Origin of the sequence: Dongia deserti, from assembly GCF_003574735.1 — a bacterium.
Classification (GTDB): domain Bacteria; phylum Pseudomonadota; class Alphaproteobacteria; order Dongiales; family Dongiaceae; genus Dongia_A; species Dongia_A deserti.
Window position 1 is genome coordinate 48,602 of sequence record NZ_QORW01000007.1, and the last position, 18,974, is coordinate 67,575.

Annotated in this window: 20 protein-coding genes; 4 read left to right on the forward strand and 16 right to left on the reverse strand. The window is 64.6% G+C overall.

Going from position 1 to position 18,974, the window contains the following annotated elements:
• Position 1 precedes the first annotated feature (1 nt).
• Positions 2–502: a GreA/GreB family elongation factor gene (locus DTX69_RS12295; protein WP_119301840.1), complete on the forward strand. Its 501-nt coding sequence runs from the start codon at positions 2–4 to the stop codon at positions 500–502.
• A gap of 169 nt (positions 503–671) precedes the next feature.
• Here DTX69_RS12295 and DTX69_RS12300 read toward each other — a convergent pair whose 3' ends face one another.
• A complete protein-coding gene (locus DTX69_RS12300) occupies positions 672–1,013 on the reverse strand; it encodes a cold-shock protein (protein WP_119301841.1) in 342 nt (113 codons plus the stop codon).
• Between the two features lie 259 nt (positions 1,014–1,272).
• Here DTX69_RS12300 and DTX69_RS12305 point away from each other — a divergent pair, with 259 nt between their 5' ends.
• Positions 1,273–2,229, forward strand: coding sequence for an alpha/beta hydrolase (locus DTX69_RS12305; RefSeq protein WP_119301842.1), 957 nt, complete (start codon positions 1,273–1,275; stop codon positions 2,227–2,229).
• On the opposite strand, the gene DTX69_RS12310 is transcribed toward DTX69_RS12305, so the two are convergent.
• The 9 genes from DTX69_RS12310 to DTX69_RS12350 all read right to left on the reverse strand — a co-directional run bounded on the left by DTX69_RS12310 (position 2,215) and on the right by DTX69_RS12350 (position 10,512).
• On the reverse strand, positions 2,215–2,634 hold the full coding sequence (locus DTX69_RS12310; protein ID WP_119301843.1) for an iron-sulfur cluster assembly scaffold protein: 420 nt from the start codon (positions 2,632–2,634) through the stop codon (positions 2,215–2,217). The genes DTX69_RS12305 and DTX69_RS12310 overlap by 15 nt on opposite strands.
• Positions 2,627–4,249 (reverse strand): NTP transferase domain-containing protein, encoded by a 1,623-nt coding sequence (locus tag DTX69_RS12315; RefSeq protein WP_119301844.1) that lies wholly within the window; start codon positions 4,247–4,249, stop codon positions 2,627–2,629. The genes DTX69_RS12310 and DTX69_RS12315 overlap by 8 nt, the downstream gene beginning before the upstream one ends.
• Positions 4,246–4,947 carry an XdhC family protein gene (locus DTX69_RS12320; protein WP_119301845.1) on the reverse strand — a complete coding sequence of 234 codons (702 nt, stop codon included), beginning with the start codon at positions 4,945–4,947 and terminating at the stop codon, positions 4,246–4,248. Before DTX69_RS12320 ends, DTX69_RS12315 begins: the two co-directional genes overlap by 4 nt.
• Entirely contained in the window at positions 4,944–5,267 is a 324-nt protein-coding gene (locus tag DTX69_RS12325; RefSeq protein ID WP_119301846.1) for an XdhC family protein, read from the reverse strand. Before DTX69_RS12325 ends, DTX69_RS12320 begins: the two co-directional genes overlap by 4 nt.
• Positions 5,264–6,439, reverse strand: a complete 1,176-nt coding sequence (locus tag DTX69_RS12330) for a vWA domain-containing protein (protein ID WP_284735721.1) — start codon at positions 6,437–6,439, stop codon at positions 5,264–5,266. The genes DTX69_RS12325 and DTX69_RS12330 overlap by 4 nt, the downstream gene beginning before the upstream one ends.
• A gap of 53 nt (positions 6,440–6,492) precedes the next feature.
• Entirely contained in the window at positions 6,493–7,410 is a 918-nt protein-coding gene (locus tag DTX69_RS12335; RefSeq protein WP_119301848.1) for an AAA family ATPase, read from the reverse strand.
• A 10-nt stretch (positions 7,411–7,420) separates the two neighbouring features.
• On the reverse strand, positions 7,421–7,771 hold the full coding sequence (locus DTX69_RS12340) for a YdbL family protein (RefSeq protein ID WP_119301849.1): 351 nt from the start codon (positions 7,769–7,771) through the stop codon (positions 7,421–7,423).
• A gap of 12 nt (positions 7,772–7,783) precedes the next feature.
• Positions 7,784–7,945 carry a YnbE family lipoprotein gene (locus DTX69_RS12345; RefSeq protein WP_119301850.1) on the reverse strand — a complete coding sequence of 54 codons (162 nt, stop codon included), beginning with the start codon at positions 7,943–7,945 and terminating at the stop codon, positions 7,784–7,786.
• A gap of 68 nt (positions 7,946–8,013) precedes the next feature.
• Positions 8,014–10,512, reverse strand: a complete 2,499-nt coding sequence (locus DTX69_RS12350; protein ID WP_119301851.1) for an intermembrane phospholipid transport protein YdbH family protein — start codon at positions 10,510–10,512, stop codon at positions 8,014–8,016.
• A 131-nt stretch (positions 10,513–10,643) separates the two neighbouring features.
• Here DTX69_RS12350 and DTX69_RS12355 point away from each other — a divergent pair, with 131 nt between their 5' ends.
• Complete coding sequence (locus DTX69_RS12355; RefSeq protein ID WP_119301852.1) at positions 10,644–12,158, forward strand: alpha/beta hydrolase; 1,515 nt, start codon at positions 10,644–10,646, stop codon at positions 12,156–12,158.
• On the opposite strand, the gene DTX69_RS12360 is transcribed toward DTX69_RS12355, so the two are convergent.
• The 5 genes from DTX69_RS12360 to DTX69_RS12380 form a co-directional block, all read right to left on the reverse strand.
• The gene (locus tag DTX69_RS12360; RefSeq protein WP_162917113.1) at positions 12,159–13,103 is read right to left on the reverse strand and encodes a GGDEF domain-containing protein; all 945 of its coding nucleotides are present in this window, start codon (positions 13,101–13,103) and stop codon (positions 12,159–12,161) included.
• 152 nt (positions 13,104–13,255) lie between these two features.
• The gene (locus tag DTX69_RS12365) at positions 13,256–14,050 is read right to left on the reverse strand and encodes an FAD binding domain-containing protein (protein ID WP_119301854.1); all 795 of its coding nucleotides are present in this window, start codon (positions 14,048–14,050) and stop codon (positions 13,256–13,258) included.
• Between the two features lie 14 nt (positions 14,051–14,064).
• Complete coding sequence (locus DTX69_RS12370; RefSeq protein ID WP_119301855.1) at positions 14,065–16,440, reverse strand: xanthine dehydrogenase family protein molybdopterin-binding subunit; 2,376 nt, start codon at positions 16,438–16,440, stop codon at positions 14,065–14,067.
• A gap of 4 nt (positions 16,441–16,444) precedes the next feature.
• Positions 16,445–16,912, reverse strand: a complete 468-nt coding sequence (locus tag DTX69_RS12375) for a (2Fe-2S)-binding protein (RefSeq protein WP_119301856.1) — start codon at positions 16,910–16,912, stop codon at positions 16,445–16,447.
• A gap of 186 nt (positions 16,913–17,098) precedes the next feature.
• On the reverse strand, positions 17,099–17,713 hold the full coding sequence (locus tag DTX69_RS12380) for an SRPBCC family protein (RefSeq protein ID WP_119301857.1): 615 nt from the start codon (positions 17,711–17,713) through the stop codon (positions 17,099–17,101).
• Between the two features lie 80 nt (positions 17,714–17,793).
• On the opposite strand from DTX69_RS12380, the gene DTX69_RS12385 reads away from it, so the two are divergent.
• Entirely contained in the window at positions 17,794–18,240 is a 447-nt protein-coding gene (locus DTX69_RS12385) for a DUF192 domain-containing protein (RefSeq protein WP_284735722.1), read from the forward strand.
• A 5-nt stretch (positions 18,241–18,245) separates the two neighbouring features.
• On the opposite strand, the gene DTX69_RS12390 is transcribed toward DTX69_RS12385, so the two are convergent.
• On the reverse strand, positions 18,246–18,968 hold the full coding sequence (locus DTX69_RS12390) for a haloacid dehalogenase type II (protein ID WP_119301859.1): 723 nt from the start codon (positions 18,966–18,968) through the stop codon (positions 18,246–18,248).
• Positions 18,969–18,974: the final 6 nt, after the last annotated feature.

An 18,974-nucleotide genomic window follows, 5' to 3' on the forward strand; every position in this document is an offset into this window, starting at 1 on the left:
CATGAGCCGCGCTTTCGTCAAGGAAAACGACGAGCAGGGCAATGAGCTTCCGGAACGGCCGCAAAGTCCGTATCCGAACCACATTACGCCTGCCGGTTTCGACGCGCTCCACCAGCAGCTTCAAGCGCTGGAGGAGGCGCATAAGCGCATGGTCGAGCCGGTCGGCAACGAGCTGATCGACCAGGATGCGAAGCATGCGCTGGAGCGCGATATCCGCTACGTCCAGGATCGCATCGCACGGGCGATCGTGATCGACCCGGCGGCGCAGCCGAAGGGTCGCGTGGCCTTCGGGGCCACCGTCGAGACCGAGGATGAGGAAGGCACTCGCCGCAAGTTCCAGATTGTGGGTGAGGATGAGGCGGATGCCGCAGTCGGCAAGCTCTCGTGGGTTTCGCCGCTGGCTCGCGCCTTGACCGATGCCAAGGTAGGGGATGTCGTCATCTGGAAGCGGCCGGCGGGCGATCTGGAACTCGAGATTCTCTCGATCGCCTTTCCGACTTAGCGCACGCAAAAATGCCGGCGCGCCAGAGAGCGCGCCATTGCGCTCGTGAATTTCATGACAAGGCAGGCCACCCCGTGCTGTCCGATCCCCAATCGGACAGCGTGACTGCCTCCCCGCCGTGACTTCCATTCGTCGCTAAGGTCGCGCCCGGCTGCCCGCCGGGACAGTCTTAGCGCGGCTCGTATCCGCCGCGCGGGCCCCCGCCGCCCGGACCACGACCACCACCGCCGAACGGACGGCGCTGGGGAGGACGGCGCGGTGTTGCGGTGCTGGTGTCGAGCGTAATCACGCGCGTCACCTGAACGCCCTTGCGGCCTTGGCCAACTTCGCAATGGATCGTTGCGCCTTCCGGAGCGTCCTGCAGGCCGGCATCCTTCAACGCCGAGATATGAAGGAAGACGTCAGGTGCACCGTCGGCGGGCGTAACGAAACCAAAACCCTTTTCCGGATTGAACCACTTGATGCGGCCCCGCAACTCACTCGCGGAACCGCCTTGATTTTGATCGGACATGTCCAACTCTCAGTCGAAGAACCCCACGCGAGCGCTCCAACACCCCGGCCCACCGCAGACGATCGGCCCCTTAGCTGCAACGCCATGGTTAGCATGGGGCCGATTTGCGACAAAAAGCAAGCCCGATTGGGGGGCAAAACAGGAACTGGAAGGCCAATTCGAGGTTTAGGAGCCGCTCTTCATGCGTTGTGTTCGCCGGTTTTGGCGAGCATCGGCAACCACATAGCCCCTGCACGCGATTGGCTCGAATGCACGCTAAATGCGGCTGGCGCTTGGCGGATCAAGTCGGTTCTGGCAAGCATGGGCAGGCCCCGATCCGACGCTCAGGCAGGCGGACGGCGGGGCGAACTGGAGCGGCAGGCGACCGATCGTGAGGGGGAAAGGCATTTTGGGTTCCGTGCTGAGCGTTCTCATCGCCGTCGGAGCGATGTATCTGACGGTCCTCGGCTATCTATGGGTCACCCAGCGCAGCCACGTCTTCCGCCCCGGGATCGGGCCGCTCGACCTCATCAACTCCACCGTGGCCTCCTACATGAGCGAGGAGACGATCCGCACCACCGACGGACTGGCCCTGACTGCGTGGTACGCGCAGGCCCAGCCTGGGCAACGGACCATCGTCTATATCCACGGCAATGCCGGAACGCTCGGCGATCGGCATGGGCGCGTGCAGCCCTATCTCGAACGGGGCTTCGGTTTGCTGCTGGTCGGCTACCGCGGCTATGGCGGCAATCCGGGTGAGCCGACGGAGACCGGCCTCTACGAGGATGGCCGCGCGCACCTGGACTGGCTGGCGCAGCAGGGCGTCAAGGACGATCAGCTGGTCCTCTATGGGGAGTCTCTCGGCGCCGCCGTCGCCACCCAAATGGCGATCGAGCGCAGGGTTGGGGCCCTCGTGCTGGAAGCACCGTTCGCTTCGATCCTGCTGTCGGCGCGTGCACGCTTTCCCATGTTCGCGTTCGACTGGCTGATCAAGGACAAGTTCGCCAACATCGAAAAGATCGACAAGGTCAATGCGCCGCTGTTCGTGATCCATGGCGCGCGTGACTGGGTCACGCCGCAGCGCTTCGGCCGCATGGTGTTCGAGCGCGCGCGAGAGCCGAAATCGGCGCTGTGGCTGGAAGAAGCGGGCCACAACAACCTGGTGCAGTTCGGCATGATCGAGGCGGTGATGCGGTTCCTCGACGGGCTTCCGCCGCCGGGGTCAAAAGGCAGCTGAGGCCGCGCGTTTCAAGGCCTCGAACGGCAACAGCACGCAATCACGCCGGCTCTTGGCGCCGTGCACGGGGCGGAAGATCTCGAGACATTGCCAGCGCGGCTCCAGCCCACCGCCCTCTGCCATCAGCTTGCGCGCGGCCTGGGTGATGGCGTCCAGCTCGTCCTTGCTGTTGCCGCGGCAGAACTCGGCGATGGTGGCTGCTGCCGCTTCGCACAGTAGGCAGCCGCGCACATGGTGGGTGATGGTCTCGATATGCCCGTCTTTCACCGCCAGATCGAGCGTGACGCGGTCGCCGCATAGCGGGTTGTCCACCGTCGCGCTGCTCGTGGCATCGGGCAGGCGGCCCTTGCCGAAGGCGGCGCGTGCCCGGTCGACCAGGGCCTTGTGATAGAGCGCTTCACTCACCGGATTGATCCCGCTTCAAGGTGCGATACGCCTCTGGCGTGTCGATATCGAGAAAGATGCCGGCATCCTCGGATTCGATCTCCGTCACCAGCTCCGCGTGCTCACCGATCAGATGACGCGCGCCGACATCGCCGTGCAAGTCCATCATCTCGCCGAAGAAGCTGCGATCCCAAAGGACCGGGTTGCCGCGCTTGCCCTGGAAGGACGGAACGATGATGGCGCGTCCTTCGGTCGGATTGAAGGCGGCGATCATGCGGCGGATAAGGGTGCCGCCGACCCGCGGCATGTCGCCCAGCAGAATGAGCGCAGCATCGATGTCGGCGGACAGGGCCTTGAGGCCACAGCGCAACGAAGCGCTCATGCCATCCGCATAATCGGGGCAGGGGACGACGCGCACCGTCTGCTCGGCGAGCGCGGCGCGCACCTCTGTCTCCTGATGACCAGTGACCACGACAATTTCCGCGAGGTCCGCGGCCAACGCATGCTCCACGACCCGCGTCACGATCGGCTTGCCATCGTCGTCCATCAGCAGCTTGTTGGCGCCCATGCGGCTGGAGCGGCCGGCTGCCATGACGAGGCCGGCAACGCGCGGGCGCCGCGCCTCTGGACGAGGGCGGGATTCCCGCGGCTGCGGCCGGGCCGGAATCTCGTTGAGCAGGCCGCCCGCTCCCATGCGGCGCAGGTCGCGCGCGGTCACCGGGATATCGGCCATCAGGCGCTGCAACACCCAGTCGAACCCGTTCAGCTTCGGCGTGCGCGCGCAGCCGGGCAGGCCGATCACCGGCTTGCCGCCGATCTCGCCCAGCAGGATGAGATTGCCGGGATCGACCGGCATGCCGAACTGCAGCACCGTGCCGCCGCCCTGTTCGATCGCGCTGGGAATGACATCGCGCCGGTCGATGATGGCGGAGCCACCCATCACCAGCACGATGCTGGCGCCGTCTGCGAGCGCGCTCTTGATGACCGAGCTCAAGGCTGCGGGCTCATGCGGTGCGCGCAGGTCGGCGGCTTCGCCGGTACCCATCGCGGCAAGGCGACGGTTCGTGATGGCGACCGTCTTGTCGAGCAAGCTCGGCTTCAGCGCCGCCAGCTCAGTCTGGATCAACGCGACCTTGCGCGGCCGGAAAGCGTGGAATGTCAGGACCGGCTTGTGCCGCGCGACGGCAAGGCAAGCGTCCAGCTGCGCGCGCTTCACCGCGAAGGGGATGATCTTGACGGTTGCCGCCATCTGATCCGGCTCCGTCGCGGCATAGTCCGCGAGGGTTGCCAGCGTGATGGCCTCATCCACTTCGTTGATCGCATCGACTTGTGCCGCATCGACGCGCAGGATGCCGCGCTCCCGCGCATAGATGTTCACGCGCCCTGTGAACGGCGCCTCCACGCGCAAGCCATCCGTCGCAAGCAGTGTGCCGAGCGCCGCCGCCGCCGCATCTTCGCCGATATCGTCAGCCTCGAGCCGCGCGACGGTGATCGTGCGGCGGCCGGACCTCTTTAGCACGTCGATATCGGCAGCGCTGAGCACCCGGCCTTTCTTGAAGGCGACCTCGCCGTTGCGCACCGCATGCGCCAGGATGGCGCCGGTGCAGTCCGCGACGGGCAGATCGGCGAAGATCATCGGGTGGACTGGCCGTGGCGCGCAGCGGTCAGTTGCGCCAGGACGGAGATGGCGATCTCGGCCGGCGATTTCGCGCCGATGGCAAGGCCTGCAGGGCCGTGGATGCGGGCAAGCGTGGCCTGATCGAACCCAGCCTCGGTGAGGCGCTGCAGCCGCGCCGCATGGGTCTTCTTGCTGCCGAGCGCGCCGATATAGAAAGCCCTTGAGCGCAAGGCGCGATCGAGCGCGGGGTCGTCGATCTTGGGGTCGTGTGTCAGTGTCACGACGGCGCTACGCTCATCGAGCCTGATCGCATCGAGCGCCTCGTCCGGCCAATCGTGCCGCAGCGTCACGCTGGGAAAACGCTCGCCGGTCGCGAATGCGCGGCGCGGATCTACCACGATGACTTCGTAGCCGGCCAGTGCCGCCATCGGCGCCAATGCCTGAGTGATATGGACCGCGCCAACAACGACGAGGCGCGGGTCAGGCACGCGCGCCTGCACGAACAGGGGGCGGCCTTCGATCTCGATCTCGCCGGACCGGTTGGCGGCGAGCGCCTCCGCGACGGCGGCCTGTTGGGCCGGAGAAAGGCTGAGGGATGGGGCTTCGTTGCCGGCTTCGAACAGGGCCTGCTGATGGCTGCCGAGATCCGTGACCAATGCGATCGGCCGCCGTTCGGTCTTGGCCGTAACGAGGCGCGAAAGGTCGCTGGCCTTCATTCCAGCCGCTCGACATAGACCTGCAGCTTGCCGCCGCAGGCAAGGCCGACTTCCCAGGCCTGCTCGTTCGTCACGCCGAAATCGAGCAGGCGCGGCTTGCCGTCGGCAATCGCATCCAGCGCCTCGCGCACCACCGCGCCTTCGATACAGCCGCCGGAGACGGAGCCGACCATCGCGCCGCTGCCGTCGACCACCAGCTGGCTGCCCGCCGGTCTGGGTGAGGAGCCCCAGGTGCTGGTGACCGTGGCGATCGCCACGTCGCGGCCGTCCTTTTTCCAGTTAAGTGCGGTTTGCAGAACGTCTTCTTCCTGATGCGTCATGCCGCCACCTTTGAACGCGATTCCTGGCCGCGCGAGCCCAGTTCGCTCAGCGCCGCCGCCAGATCCTGCATGCTTTGAAGATTGTGGATCGGCCTGAAATCGTCAACGTGCTTGATCATGGCTTTTGCGCCCTGGGCCTGGGGACGATAAGCCTCATAACGAAGAAGGGGATTAAGCCAGATCAGCCGTCGGCAGCTCTTGTGCAGCCGCTCGATCCCCTCCTCGAGGCCCACGGCCCCCTCCCGGTCCAGCCCGTCGCTGATCAAAAGGACCAGCGCCCCCTGGCCCAACACTCGCCGGGACCAGCGCCGGTTGAACTCCGCCAGGCAATGGCCGATGCGGGTGCCGCCGGACCAGTCCGGAACGTTTTCGGAGATCCGGTCCAGCGCCACGTCGACGTCGCGGTGGCGCAGATGGCGCGTGACGTTGGTGAGGCGCGTACCGAACAGGAAGGAGTGGACGCGGTCGCGGTCGGTCGTCAGCGCGTGAATGAAGTGCAGCGCCAGGCGCGAATAGCGGCTCATGGAGCCGGAGATATCGCACAGCACGACCAAAGGCGGGCGCCTGCGGCGGCGCGACTTGAACTGCAAGGGGATGATGTCGGGATCACGCAGCCCGGCGCGGAGTGTCGCGCGCATATCGACGCGATGGCCGCGCGTATCATGCTTGAAGCGGCGGGTCGCCACATTCTCGACCGGCAGGCGCATGCGCGCGATCGCCTTCTTTGCCGCCTCGATTTCGGCGAGGCTCATCTTCTCGAAATCCATCTTCTGCAGCAACTCGCGGCTGGAGAAGGTGAGGGCGGCATCGACCTCCACCTGTTCCTGATCTGGCTCGCGCGCTTCGCCTTCCTGGCCCGCCTGGTTGCCGCGTAGGGCGTCGGCGACGCGCGGGCTGATCTCCTGATGGCTCGCGTCGATCTCCTCGCCGCGGAAGGAGGGCAGCATTAGCGTCATCATGCGTTGCAGGAACTGCGGGTTGCGCCAGAAGATGTGGAACGCCTGGTCGAAGATCTCGCGCTGCTCGCGCCGCTGCACGAACACAGCGTGCAGCGTCCAATAGAAGTCCTCGCGATCGCCGATGCCGACTGCCTTGACGGCTTCCACGGCGTCGATCGCCTTGCCGGGGCCGACCGGCAGGCCGGCGGCGCGCAAGGCGCGCGCGAATTGCATGATGTTCTCGGATAGGCGGCTAGTCGCTTCGGGCCCGGCAACCATCTGCTGCCCTAGCGCCGCGCGGCGGCCATCTCCGCGCGCACTTCTTCCAAGATCTTGGCGGCCTCGCTACCGCGGATGCGCGCGATGTCGTCCTGGTACTTGAGGAGGGCGCCGAGCGAATGGTCGATCGAATCCGGCGTCAGGGTCACTTGATCCAGCTGCACCAGGGCGTCGGTCCAATCGATGGTCTCCGCCACGCCAGGCAGCTTGAAGAGATCTCGCCCGCGCAGCTTCTGCACGAAGGCCACGACCTCGCGCGACAGATCCATGCTGGCGGCCGGCAGGCGCGCGCGCAGAATTTCCAGTTCGCGTTCCGCATTCGGATAATCGACCCAGTAGTAGAAGCAGCGGCGCTTCAGCGCGTCGTGGATCTCGCGCGTGCGGTTGGAGGTGATGACGACGATCGGCGGCTCGCCCGCCTTGATGACGCCGAGCTCGGGGATGGTCACCTGGAAGTCGCTGAGCAGCTCCAGCAGGAACGCCTCGAACGGCTCGTCGGTCCGGTCCAGTTCATCAATCAGCAGCACCTTCGGCCCGCTGGCTTCGCTTTCCAGCGCCTGGAGCAAAGGGCGCTTGATCAGGAAGCGCTCGGAAAAGATGTCCGCCGCGATCCGCTCCTTGGAGTCGATGTGCGCCGCCTCGGCGAGGCGGATCTCTAGCATCTGCCTGGGATAGTCCCACTCATAGACGGCACTCGCGACGTCGAGGCCCTCGTAGCATTGCAGGCGCACCAATGTCCGGCCGAGCGTGGTGCTGAGCACCTTCGCGATCTCGGTCTTGCCGACGCCCGCCTCGCCCTCGAGGAATAAGGGCCGCTTCAGCTTCAAGGAAAGAAAGACGGCAGTCGCTAGGCTGCGATCGGCGATGTAGTGGCCTTGCCGTAGAAGGGTGAGGGTCTCCTCGATGTTCCGCGGGATCGCCGCCATCCATCCGTCCTTACTTCTTCACCCAATTGCCAGAGGAATCCATGTAGTACCAGCCCGGCTTCACGCGCTCCTTGATCGTCTTCTCGCCGGCGATCGCGCCCACCTGCTCCGCCGGCACGTTCTCCTTCTTGGCGAGTTCCTGGTATTTTAGCAGGCGTTGCGCGTTGATGGATTGAACGAGTGATTTGACGCTCGCCGGCGCATTGGGGTCGACCAGGCCAAGGAGCCCATCCGGCCGCTCGCCGACCAGACCGGCGGCGCGCGCCTGGTCCAGGGACTCGGCCATGGCCGGCGCCGAGAACAGCATCGCCAGTGCCATGAGCAACCCGCCCAGCAGCGATTTGATCTTGAAGCTCGTCATCGCGGTGCTCCGTTAGAACAGATCGGGATTATTTTGCAACAACGTCTCGACGTCGCGGTCCACTTTGACGCGGACCTCCTGCTCGATCTTGACATTGAGGTTGATCACGATCGGCTTGTCCGGGGCCTCGACCTTCACGGTCGGGGTGCAACCCGCCAGGGTTGCGGCGGCCATGCCGCCGATCAGGCAGGGGAGCAGGACGCGCGTTCGGCGTGGATGAAGTAGTCGCACAGCGGGGCCCTCTATTGCAGCTCGTTCAACCGTTCTTCGATGATAGAAGGCAGGCGGTACCCCGCCAAGCCCTTGCGCAGAACCTCATCCAGTTTCCCGGATAAGTTGAGATTAAATTCGACTGGATAGCCGTTGTAGAAACTAGGGTTGCTGCCGGCTATGTGCAAGCCCAGCTCGGCATCGCCGGTCAGCTTTCGGTTCAGGCTCACGATCAATTCCTTGTAATGGAAGTTTGACAAAGCCTGCAACGCCAGTCCGACCGAATCGCCTGCGCTGCTCAAGGCCGCCGGCGCTTGGGCAGGATCGTAGCGCAGAATTCCCGGCGCTTCCGCCGCGAACTTCGCGTTGTCGACGATAATGCCGTTGGGAAACAAAGTGATGGGTGCCGTGCCGGAAATCGCGCCTTCGCCGCTGAGCCCCGCCACGCCTGTGATCTTGAACAGCTCGCTGACGGAAAGTTGATCGATGTTGAGAGTCATTCTCTGTCCAGCCGCGTTCAGCGCGATCGTGGTCGGCGCGATGCTGGCACGGCCACCCGCCATTTGCAGACGGCCCTCGGCAATCTGCAGCTGTGGCCCGTGCAATTCGAATCGGAGCAGGGCGTTGGTCATTGGCAAGCCGGTAACGAGCTGCTCGATCGCCAGGACCTGATTTGGCCGGGTCGAAACCGGCCAAGGCTCGTCAATCTCGATCACGCCGTTCAGGTTCTGAAACAGCACGGGGCCGCCCTGTCCCGTCAGCCCTTCGAGACCCAGCTTCACGTCGGCCTTCGCCTTGCCCTTCGACCAGGTGACCGGGCCTGCCAACCGCACGCTGCCTGAGAAATCGCGGAGATAGCTCTTCGCACGCGGGAACAGGTCCGCCGGCTGCAGCCCGTCCGGCTTGAAGGTGATCGGCCCCATATCGAGATTGGCGACATAGTCGCGCGTGTTGAAGTTGCCGGTCAGCTTGATGCCGCCGAGCTTCACGCCGCCGCCGGCGCCGGTGATAGCGTTGAGCTGCGCCGCAAGCTTGCCCGCATTGATGCGCCCGGTCCCGTTGAGCGTGAAGGTCGGTAGGCCGTAGCCCGCGTCCAACGAGCTGACACGCAGCTCGCCTTCGATCGCCTCACCCTTGCCGGACAGCTTGATAAGCGCATTGGTGGCCGAGACACCGCGCGCCTTGTTTGCAAGGGAGATCTTGGAGCTGGCCATGTGCCACGTGAGGCCGGCTTCGTTGCTCTCGACCACCGCGTCGAGTGCCGGAATGCGCAGATCGACAGTCTCGCCCCAGGACTTGGCGCTGAGTGCGATGGCGCCGGTGATTGCAGCTGCGTTCCAGGTGCCCGTCCGTGTATCCATGCGGAACGCGGTGCTGTCGCTCGTCAGCTTCACCGAGCCGCCGCCGATCGTCGTGCTCTTCGCCGTGTCGGAAATTCCCTTGTGCGCGATCTGGCCCTCGGCGGACAGCGCGGTGGCCAGCACGCCGTTCACTAGCGTCATATGCACGGGCGCGGTGATCTGCGGCTGGCGCACCTGCCAGCCAGAAAGCGCGAAGCTCTCATCCGACGCGCTGATCGCGGCGTTCAGGTCCAGCGCCAGCTTGCCGGCCGACAAGGCGACCGTGGCCGCGCCGTTCGCCTGCGCCGTCGCCTTGGGCGACAAGCCGCCACTGAGCTCCAGCACGATGTTGTCGATGTCGAGCGGCAGATGCGTGGAGCGGATCTCCGCAGACAATGTGCCGGAGAGCGGCGCCGCAAGCAGGCCGTTTCGGATCTGGTTGAGGCGCAGCGAGAAAGACAGAGGCTTGGTTCCGGGCGTTGGCTCGATGCCGGCGGTGACCTCGTCGAGACGCAGGCTGGCTTCGACGGTTCCCTCCTGCGGCGCGATCTCCGGGGCGAAGGCCCACAGCGGCGATTGCGGGGCGAGCGCGATCTGCACATCGCCGGTCATGATCGGCTCGTCGAACGCGCTCGATATATCGATCTTCGCCGCGGCCTTCGTATGTCCGGCTGGATCGGTCGCCGTCAGATCGAGCGCCAACGCGCCTTGGCCCAAACGTGCCGAACCGCCGATGGCCACTCCACCCATCGGCGTCTCCAGCGCCAGATCGAGCCGGTCAACGGAAATGACCTCCGGCAACGCGGTGTCGGATGCCGCCGCGCCTTCATCGCCACGTTCCATCAGCGGCTGCAGGTCGCCCAGCGTGACGGTGCCGCCTTCAATCCGGCCGTGGGCGTATGCTGTCCCGACGCTAACCGCCTTGAGGTGACCCGGGAGGTCGTATTCCAACCGGATGTCGCTGGCTTCGAACGGCGCGTTCCGGCCCACCCTGACATGGGCGATGCTCGCTGACGATGTATCGATCTCGCTCACGGCGATGGTCAGCGGCACGCCGTAGGTGCGCTCGACATAGGTGGAGATGACGGCTTCGGCTAGCGGATTGCGCCAGATGACTGCCGCGCCCGCCGCTACGACTAGCAGGATGAGCAAACCGAACAGCCCGAGGCTGACGACAGTGCGGCGGCGCATGCAGGATGGACCCTCGTCGCGACGGGCGCAGTCTAGCGGGCTCACGCTCCGCCGCAAAGGAGGCTTGCCGGCTCGGTGCGCGGCCAGCAAGATGAGCCGTTCCGTTGAATCGAGGCGAGCGGCTGCAACGCATGAAACTGGGAATTTGGGTCGGAGCGCTGGGCCTTGCGTGCCTCGCCGGCCTTTCGGGAGCGGACCATGCGCAGGCCGACCCTGGCAAGCTGGCGCGAGCCGATTGCTGGTTCAAAGCGCCGGACAAGATCACCACCCGATGCTATCGCTTGCGCGTTCCGGAAAGCCGTGCGGGACGCAGCGAGGTGACCCTCGAGCTGCCGGTGGTTGTCATCTCGGTTGCCGAAACGCGAAGGCGGGAAGATCCTGTCGTCTACCTCGCCGGCGGACCGGGTGACGGCGCGTGGCTGGATTCTGACCGAATTGATTTCTGGTGGCAGTTTGTCGCCGACAATGCCTGGGTGAATGAGCGCGATCTGGTGCTGATGGATCAGCGCGGGACAGGGCTCACCGCCCCGCGCATGGATTGCCCGGAGCAGGAAATTGTGCAGATCCGCTCCCTGAGCTTTGGGCTCAACCGCAACGCAGCGCGCGAGGCATGGGTCAAGGCGGCTGCGGATTGCCGCGTGCGTATAGAGAAGGAGGGGCACGATCCGCTTTCGTATACCAGCAGAGATAGCGCCACCGATCTGCACGATCTGATGGGTGCGCTGAAGTTGCAGCAATGGAACGTCTATGGCCTGTCATACGGCACACGCCTGGCGCTGACCTATGCGCGCGACTATCCGCACGATGTGCGCAGCCTGATTCTGGATTCGGTCTATCTGCCGGAATCCGCCTTCCTGGAGGATGACGCCTGGCGCACGGATCGCGCCTTCCGCGTGCTGTTCGAAGGCTGTCGCCGCTCGCTCAACTGCGATCGCTGGTATCCGAACCTCGAGCAGCGCTTGCGGGCACTCGTCGACAAGCTCAACAAGACGCCGATCGAGCGCGAGGTGGAGCTGGAAAGCGGAAAGAAAGCCAAGGTGGTGGTGACGGGGGAGCTACTGCTGAACTACCTGTTCCAGAACATGTACAACCGGTCCGGCATCGAGACCGTCCCGCAGATCATTGACCTGTTCGAGAAGGGATCCCCTGCCGCCGTCACCAACGAAATCGGCTATCTCGCGGATCTCTATGTCGACCGGCCCGACTGGGGAGATGCGCTAAGCCTGTCGATCGATTGCCACGAGGAGGTGCCGTTCAATGACTTGGCGAAGTTACGGCGGGACTATCTGCGCTATCCGCTGCTGAAGAGCTTTGCGGATGATGGTTCCTGGGGCGTCGCCTGCGTCAAATGGCCGATGGGTCCCCTCGATCCAGTGGAGAATCAGCCGATCTATTCAGACGTGCCCACCTTGTTGCTGACCGGCCTCTATGACCCCATCACGCCGCCGCAATACGCCCGGCTGGCAGGCAGCCGCCTCATCAACAGCTTCTATTTCGAGTTCCTGAGCGTCGGCCATGACGTGTTGAGCAACGAGACCTGCGCCGGCGAGCTGGCCAAGCAGTTCCTGGATGACCCCACGCGCATGCCGGGCCATGCCTGCCTCGGACGCCTGAAACCGCCCGAGTTCCGGCCGCCGGCCCGATAACTACGCCTGCTTCAGCTCGTCCGTAGTGATCACGCGGTTCCGACCGCGGCGCTTGCCGACGTACATCACCTCGTCTGCGGCATGCAGCAGGCCATTGGCGCTCGTGGCATCCTGAGGGCAGAGGGCAATGCCGATCGTGGCGCCGATGGCGAGGTCGGTGCCCGGAGCGGAAACCGTGAGTTGGAGCTCCTGCCGGACCCGCTCGGCGACAGTGATCGCAACTTCGCGCGCCTCTTCCGGCGGGATCTCCACGATCACCGCGAATTCATCGCCGCCGAGACGGGCGGCGAAATCGTCGTGCCGCATCGCCGCACCGAAAGTGCCGGCGACCTGCTGCAGCAGGCGATCGCCCGCCTCATGGCCGAGCGTGTCGTTCACATCCTTGAAGCGGTCGAGATCGATGAACAGCAAGGCGATGGTCGATCCGCTGCTCGCGGCGTACTCGACCCGCCGCTTCAGCTCCCCCTGGAAGGCGAGCCGGTTCGGCAGCCCGGTCAGCATGTCGTGGCTGGCGAGATAATCGCTGTGCTGCTTCTGCTCGGCCAATTCCTCGGCCAACTCGACCGATTGCGAGGCTTGGCCTTCCAGCGCCGAATGTGTCATTTCCAGATCGGCGAGGAAGCGCTTCAGCTCCTCTTCGCGCGCCTCGGCGTCTCTTTTGAAGGCCTCGTGCATCGTGCGCTCGCAAGCCAGCTCCGTCTCCAGAGCATGGAGGCGCACCTCGCGCGGATCAGGGGCGGCGAGGTCCAAGTCGGCGATGGAACTGCGACGCAGCAGCAGGACGCCAGCCGCTGCGCCGGCAAAGGCGCCAGTAACGCCGGCCATCACCGGAAACGTGTCATGCATCGCCACTGCCAGCACAGCGCTGACAATGGCGCTGACCACGGGGACCAGCGTCTCGCGCGTACTTGCAGATGAGGCGAAGTCTGTTTTCGAGATGACCATGTTTCCCCAAAACACAGTACGACCGAACGACGCGATCATACTAACCCATAAGTATTAAGGAAAGACGTAACGGCTATCTTCGGGTGTGAGAAAATAAAAAAGGGCGACTTCTCTCGAAGCCGCCCTAATTACGAGGAAAATTGTCTTTAATTCTACGAAGCGGCTGCCACAGCGCGCGATGCCATTACGGAGATGAGATGCGCGCGATACTCGGCCGTGGCGTGCAGATCGCTATTCAGTCCGTCGGCACTCAGCTTCACCGCCTTCACCGCGTCCGGCGTGAAGTTCGCGCTGAGCGCGCCCTCCAATTCCTTAGAGCGATAGGCGCACGGACCGGCTCCCGTCACCGCGACACGTATGCCGCCGCTCGTCCTGGCAACGAACACGCCGACGATAGCGTAGCGCGAGGCTGGGTTCGCGAACTTGGAATAGCCTGCTTTCTCCGGCTTCGGAAAATGGATGGCGGTGATGATCTCGCCATCCTGCAACGCCGTCTCGAACATGCCCTTGAAGAAGTCGTCGGCCTTGATCTCCCGCTTGTTGGTGCGGACTGTTGCGCCCAAGCCGAGCACGGCGGCCGGGTAGTCCGCAGCCGGATCGCTGTTGGCGACCGAGCCGCCCATGGTGCCGCGATTGCGCACCAGCGGATCGCCGATCCCGCTGGCCAGTACAGCTAGGGCGGGGATCGTTTTCCGCACGTCCGTCGAACGCTCGACGTCTGCATGCGTGGTCATGGCGCCGATGGTGATGCCGCCGCTCTCGACTTTTATGCCCTTGAGTTCGGCAATGCCGCCCAGGTCGATAAGGTCGCTCGGCTGCGCCAGCCGCTGCTTCAAGGTCGGGATCAGGGTCATCCCGCCCGCGACGATCTTCGCTTCGTTTTTGCCCGCGAGCAGCCCGGCGGCGTCCGCCGCGGAGGCCGGCCGGTGATATCCGAAATCATGCATGATCCGTCCTCCCCTTATTCCGCCGCCACCTTGGCGGATGCGCTGTGGATCGCCTGCCAGACCTTGAGCGGTGTTGCCGGCATCGAGATGTCCTCAACGCCGAGCGGCGAGAGGGCATCAAGCACCGCATTGATGACCGCCGGCGGTGAGCCGATGGCGCCTACTTCGCCGACGCCTTTGGCGCCGAGCGGATTGTGCGTGCACATCGTGGATTGCGTCGCCACCTTGAAATTCGGCAAATCGTCCGCGCGCGGCATGCAGTAGTCCATCAGCGAGCCCGTCAGGAGCTGGCCCGATTCCTCGTCATAGACGCAGTTCTCGAGCAGCGCTTGGCCTATGCCTTGTGCGACGCCGCCATGGACCTGGCCCTCGACGATCATCGGGTTGATGACGCGGCCGATGTCATCGACCGCGGTGAAGTTCACGATCTGGGTGACGCCGGTGTCGGGATCGACCTCCACCTCGCAGATGTGACAGCCGCCCGGATAGGTGAAGTTGAGCGGATCATAGAACGCCGTCTCTTCGAGGCCCGGCTCCAGCTCGGTAATCGGATAGTTGTGCGGTACATACGCAGTGAGGGCAACGGTGCCCCACGGCACGTTCTTGTCGGTGCCGGCCACGGTGAAGGTGCCGTTCTTGAACTCGACATCCGCAACCGATGCTTCCATCAGGTGCGCCGCGATCCGCTTGGCCTTGGCGACGATCTTGTCCATTGCCTTGACCAGGGCGGAGCCGCCGACCGCCAGCGAGCGTGAGCCATAGGTGCCCATGCCGAAGGGGATCTTATTGGTGTCGCCATGCGACACTTCGACATTCTCGATGGGGATGCCGAGGGTGTCGGAGACAAGCTGAGAGAAGGTGGTCTCGTGGCCCTGTCCGTGGCTGTGCGTACCAGTGAACACGGTGACGGAGCCCGTCGGATGCACGCGGATCGAGCCGCACTCGTAGAGGCCGGCACGGGCGCCGAGGCTGCCCACTACCGCCGACGGCGCGATGCCGCAAGCCTCGATGTAGGTGGAGATGCCGATGCCGCGCAGCTTGCCGCGCTTTTTCGCGTCCGCCCTGCGGCTCTCGAAGCCCGCCCAGTCGGAGGCCTTCAGCGCCGCCTCCAGCGTGGCGAAATAGTCGCCGCTGTCGTACTGCAGGGCGACCGGCGTCTGGTAGGGGAACGCGTCTCGCGGAATGAAGTTCTTCCGGCGGATTTCCACCCGGTCCATCTTCATCTCGCGCGCCGCTTTGTCGACCAGCCGCTCGAGCAGATAGGTCGCTTCGGGACGGCCGGCACCGCGATAGGCGTCGACCACGACGGTGTTTGTGAACACCGCTTTCACTTCGGCATAGATTGCCGGTGTGGTGTAAACGCCTGCCAACAGCGTGGCATAGAGATAGGTCGGCACACAGGGCGCAAAGGTCGAAAGGTATGCGCCCATGTTCGCGACGGTGCTGACCCTCAGCCCCAGGAACTTGCCGTCCTTGTCCATCGCCAGCTCGGCATGGGAGACGTGGTCGCGGCCTTGCGCATCGGTCAGGAAGGATTCGCCGCGCTCGGCCGTCCATTTGACCGGGCGACGCAGCTTGCCCGCGGCCCACGTCACCAAGGCCTCTTCCGCATAGTGGAAGATCTTGGACCCGAAGCCTCCGCCGACATCCGGCGCGACGACGCGCAGCTTGTGCTCCGGGATCTGCAGCACGAACGCGCCCATCAGCAGACGGATCACGTGCGGGTTCTGGCTGGTGGTGTAGAGGGTGTATTCGCCCGTGGCGCGATCGTAATCGCCAACCGCCGCGCGCGGCTCCATCGCGTTCGGCACCAGGCGCTGGTTGACGAGGTCGATCTTGGTCACGTGATGCGCCTTGGCGAAAGCCGCGTCGGTCGCTGCCTTGTCGCCGAGGTGCCAGTCGAAGCAGGTGTTGTTCTTGGCGTCGGCCCACACCTGCGGCTTGCCGGGCTTGTCGGCATCGGCGGTCGAGATGATTGCCGGCAGCTCCTTGTAGGTGACGTCGATCTGCTCGGCGGCGTCCTTCGCCTGGGCATAGGTTTCCGCGATCACCAGCGCGACCTGGTCACCAACATGGCGCACCCGGTCCTTGCACAGCGGCAGGTGCGGCGGCTCGATCATCGGCGAGCCGTCCTTGCTGTGGATCTGCCAGCCGGCGGGCAGCCCTCCCTTGTCATAGTCCGCGCCGGTGAAAATCGCGATGACACCCGGCGCCGACTCAGCAGCCGACGTGTCGATTTTCGCGATCTCCGCATGCGCATGCGGCGAGCGCAGAATGTAGGCATAGACCTGACCATGACGATTGATGTCGTCGGTGTAGCTCCCCTGGCCGGTCAAAAAACGGTAGTCTTCCTTGCGCTTGACGGACGCGCCGATCCCTGTGGCTGTCATGGCATCACCCCTTCATCGCAGCGGCGCCGGCCTTAACGGCCTTGACGATGTTGTGGTAGCCCGTGCAACGGCAGATGTTGCCTTCAAGGCCGTGACGGATCTCTTCCTCGCTCGGGGCTGGGTTGTTCTTCACGAGGTCGATGGCGGTCATCACCATGCCCGGCGTGCAGAAGCCGCACTGCAGGCCGTGATTGTCGCGGAAGGCTTCCTGCATCGGGTGCAGCTTTTCGCCGTTCGCCAACCCTTCGATCGTCATCACGGAGGCCCCGTTCGCCTGTACCGCCAACATGGTGCAGGACTTCACGGCACGCCCATCGATGTGCACGACGCAGGCCCCGCACTGGCTGGTATCGCAGCCGATGTGGGTGCCAGTCAGGCCAAGTTTTTCACGCAAGAACTGAACGAGCAGAGTGCGGCCCTCGACTTGTGCCGAAGCGCGCTTGCCATTCACCGTCATTTCCACGGTCGGCATCGATTCCTCCCAGAATTCAAGCGACGGCGGGCGCCGTCGCTGGCGTTGGCCGGTTAGGACCGGCCTTCACTCCCAGCACAACATTCTAACGACCGCGCTCGAGCATGTGTCAAGCGCAGGCCAAGATGTGAACGTGTTTTGCGTCCGATAGCGTAGAAAGATGTCTCTCCGCAGCGGTCGCGAGCGTCATCGCAATGCAACGAAACCTAGGATGATGGCGATGATGACGACCAGCCCGACGATCCAAACGACAGGGGAGAGGCCACGGCTTGGGGCTTCTACGGGCTGCGCGACCGGTGGCGATGGCGGCGCTGGTTCTGCCGCAGCCGGTGCCACCTCAGCCGCCGCGGGGGCAATGGCTGCTGCCTGGACGGCGAAAGCAGCGAAGAACTCGTCCGCCAGCTTGCGCGCGGTTCCCTCCACCAGGCGCGATCCGATCTGCGCCAGCTTGCCGCCGATCTGTGCGTCTGCGGCGTAGTACAGGACGGTGGCCGCTCCCCCATCGACTGTTTCCAGCCGCACCTTGGCGCCGCCTTTGGCGAAGCCTGCCGCCCCGCCTTGGCCCTCGCCGGTGATGGTATAGCCAGCTGGCGGGTCGAGGTCGCTCAGCCTCACCTTGCCGTTGAATCCGGCCTTCACCGGCCCAATCTTGGCGATCACGCGCGCAACGAATTCGCTGTCCGAGGTCTTGTTCAGCTCCTCGCAGCCGGGAATGCACGCCCTCAGGATGTCCGGATTGTTGAGCGCTGCCCACACGGTCTCGCGCGGGGCAGGAATGCGGTACTCGCCGGTCAAATCCATCGTGCTCTCCCAGAGTCCAGGGCAGGATGCCATCGAAGCGAATCTTGACATGTTGTCAAGCAACGTCGGAGTTTGGCGACATGATCCAAAGGCTAGTATTCATCTGCGCGCTGCTGCTGGCGGCGCTCCCAGGATTCGCGGCGGAACTGCCGCGCGACGTGGTGCTGCTCGAGGTCGGAGCCAGCCAATATCGCTTCGAGGTCGAAGTGGCCGACGATCCCAGCGAGCGTGCGGAGGGGCTGATGTACCGCACCAGCCTCGCCGATAATGCCGGCATGCTGTTTCTCTATCCCAAACCCCAGCCGGTGGAATTCTGGATGAAGAATACGCCGCTCTCGCTGGACATCGTCTTCGTGCGCGAGGACGGCACGATCGCACGCATCGCCGAGAGCACGCAGCCGATGTCCGAAGAGCTGATTTCCTCCGGAGAGCCGGTGCGGGCCGTGCTGGAGGTCAAGGCCGGCACCATGCGCCAGCTCGGCGTCACCGTCGGCGCCCGCCTGCGGAATGCGAGTTATTTTCCATGAGCGAGCTACGCTCCGAGCCGATCCGCCAGCTCTGCGAAATCCTTCACCACGAAATCCCAGTCCTGTTCAGGCGCAAGGTCCTTGGTCTGACCCGGCCCGTGTTCCGTTGGGCGCGGAACGAACGCCGTGCGTAGGCCGCAGCCGCGGGCGGCAGCAAGGTCGCTGTTGTGGGCAGCGACCATGCACACTTCGTCCGGGCGCATGGCCAGGCTGTCGAGGGTGCGCAGATAGGCTTCGGGCGCCGGCTTATAGGCCCGCGCCAGCTCCGCGCCCAGGATCGCATCCCAAGGCAGACCGGCGCGCTTCGCCATGTCGAGCATCAGGATAACGTTACCGTTGGAGAGCGGCGCAATGATGTAGCGCGCTTTCAGCCGCGTCAGGCCCGGCACTACGTCGGGCCAGGGATCCAGGCGGTGCCAGGCGAGGTTCAGCTGGTCCAGCTCCGCTGCCGGAACGCCCGCGGGCTGGATACCGAAATCCGGCAAGATTGCTTGCAGGTTCTCCCGGTGCAGGACGTCCAGACGCACGAAAAGACGTCGGCCGCTGCGCACCTCCTCCATCGCCGGTTCATAGCGTTTGCGCCAGGTATCGGCAAAGGCGGCTGAATCCGTGTTGCTTGCACCGTACTGCAGCAGAAACGGCGCGGCTGCGCGTGCCACGCCGCTGCGCCAGTCGACTACCGTGCCGAACACATCGAAGACCAGGGCGCGGACGCGTTCCACTGTCATCGCGCT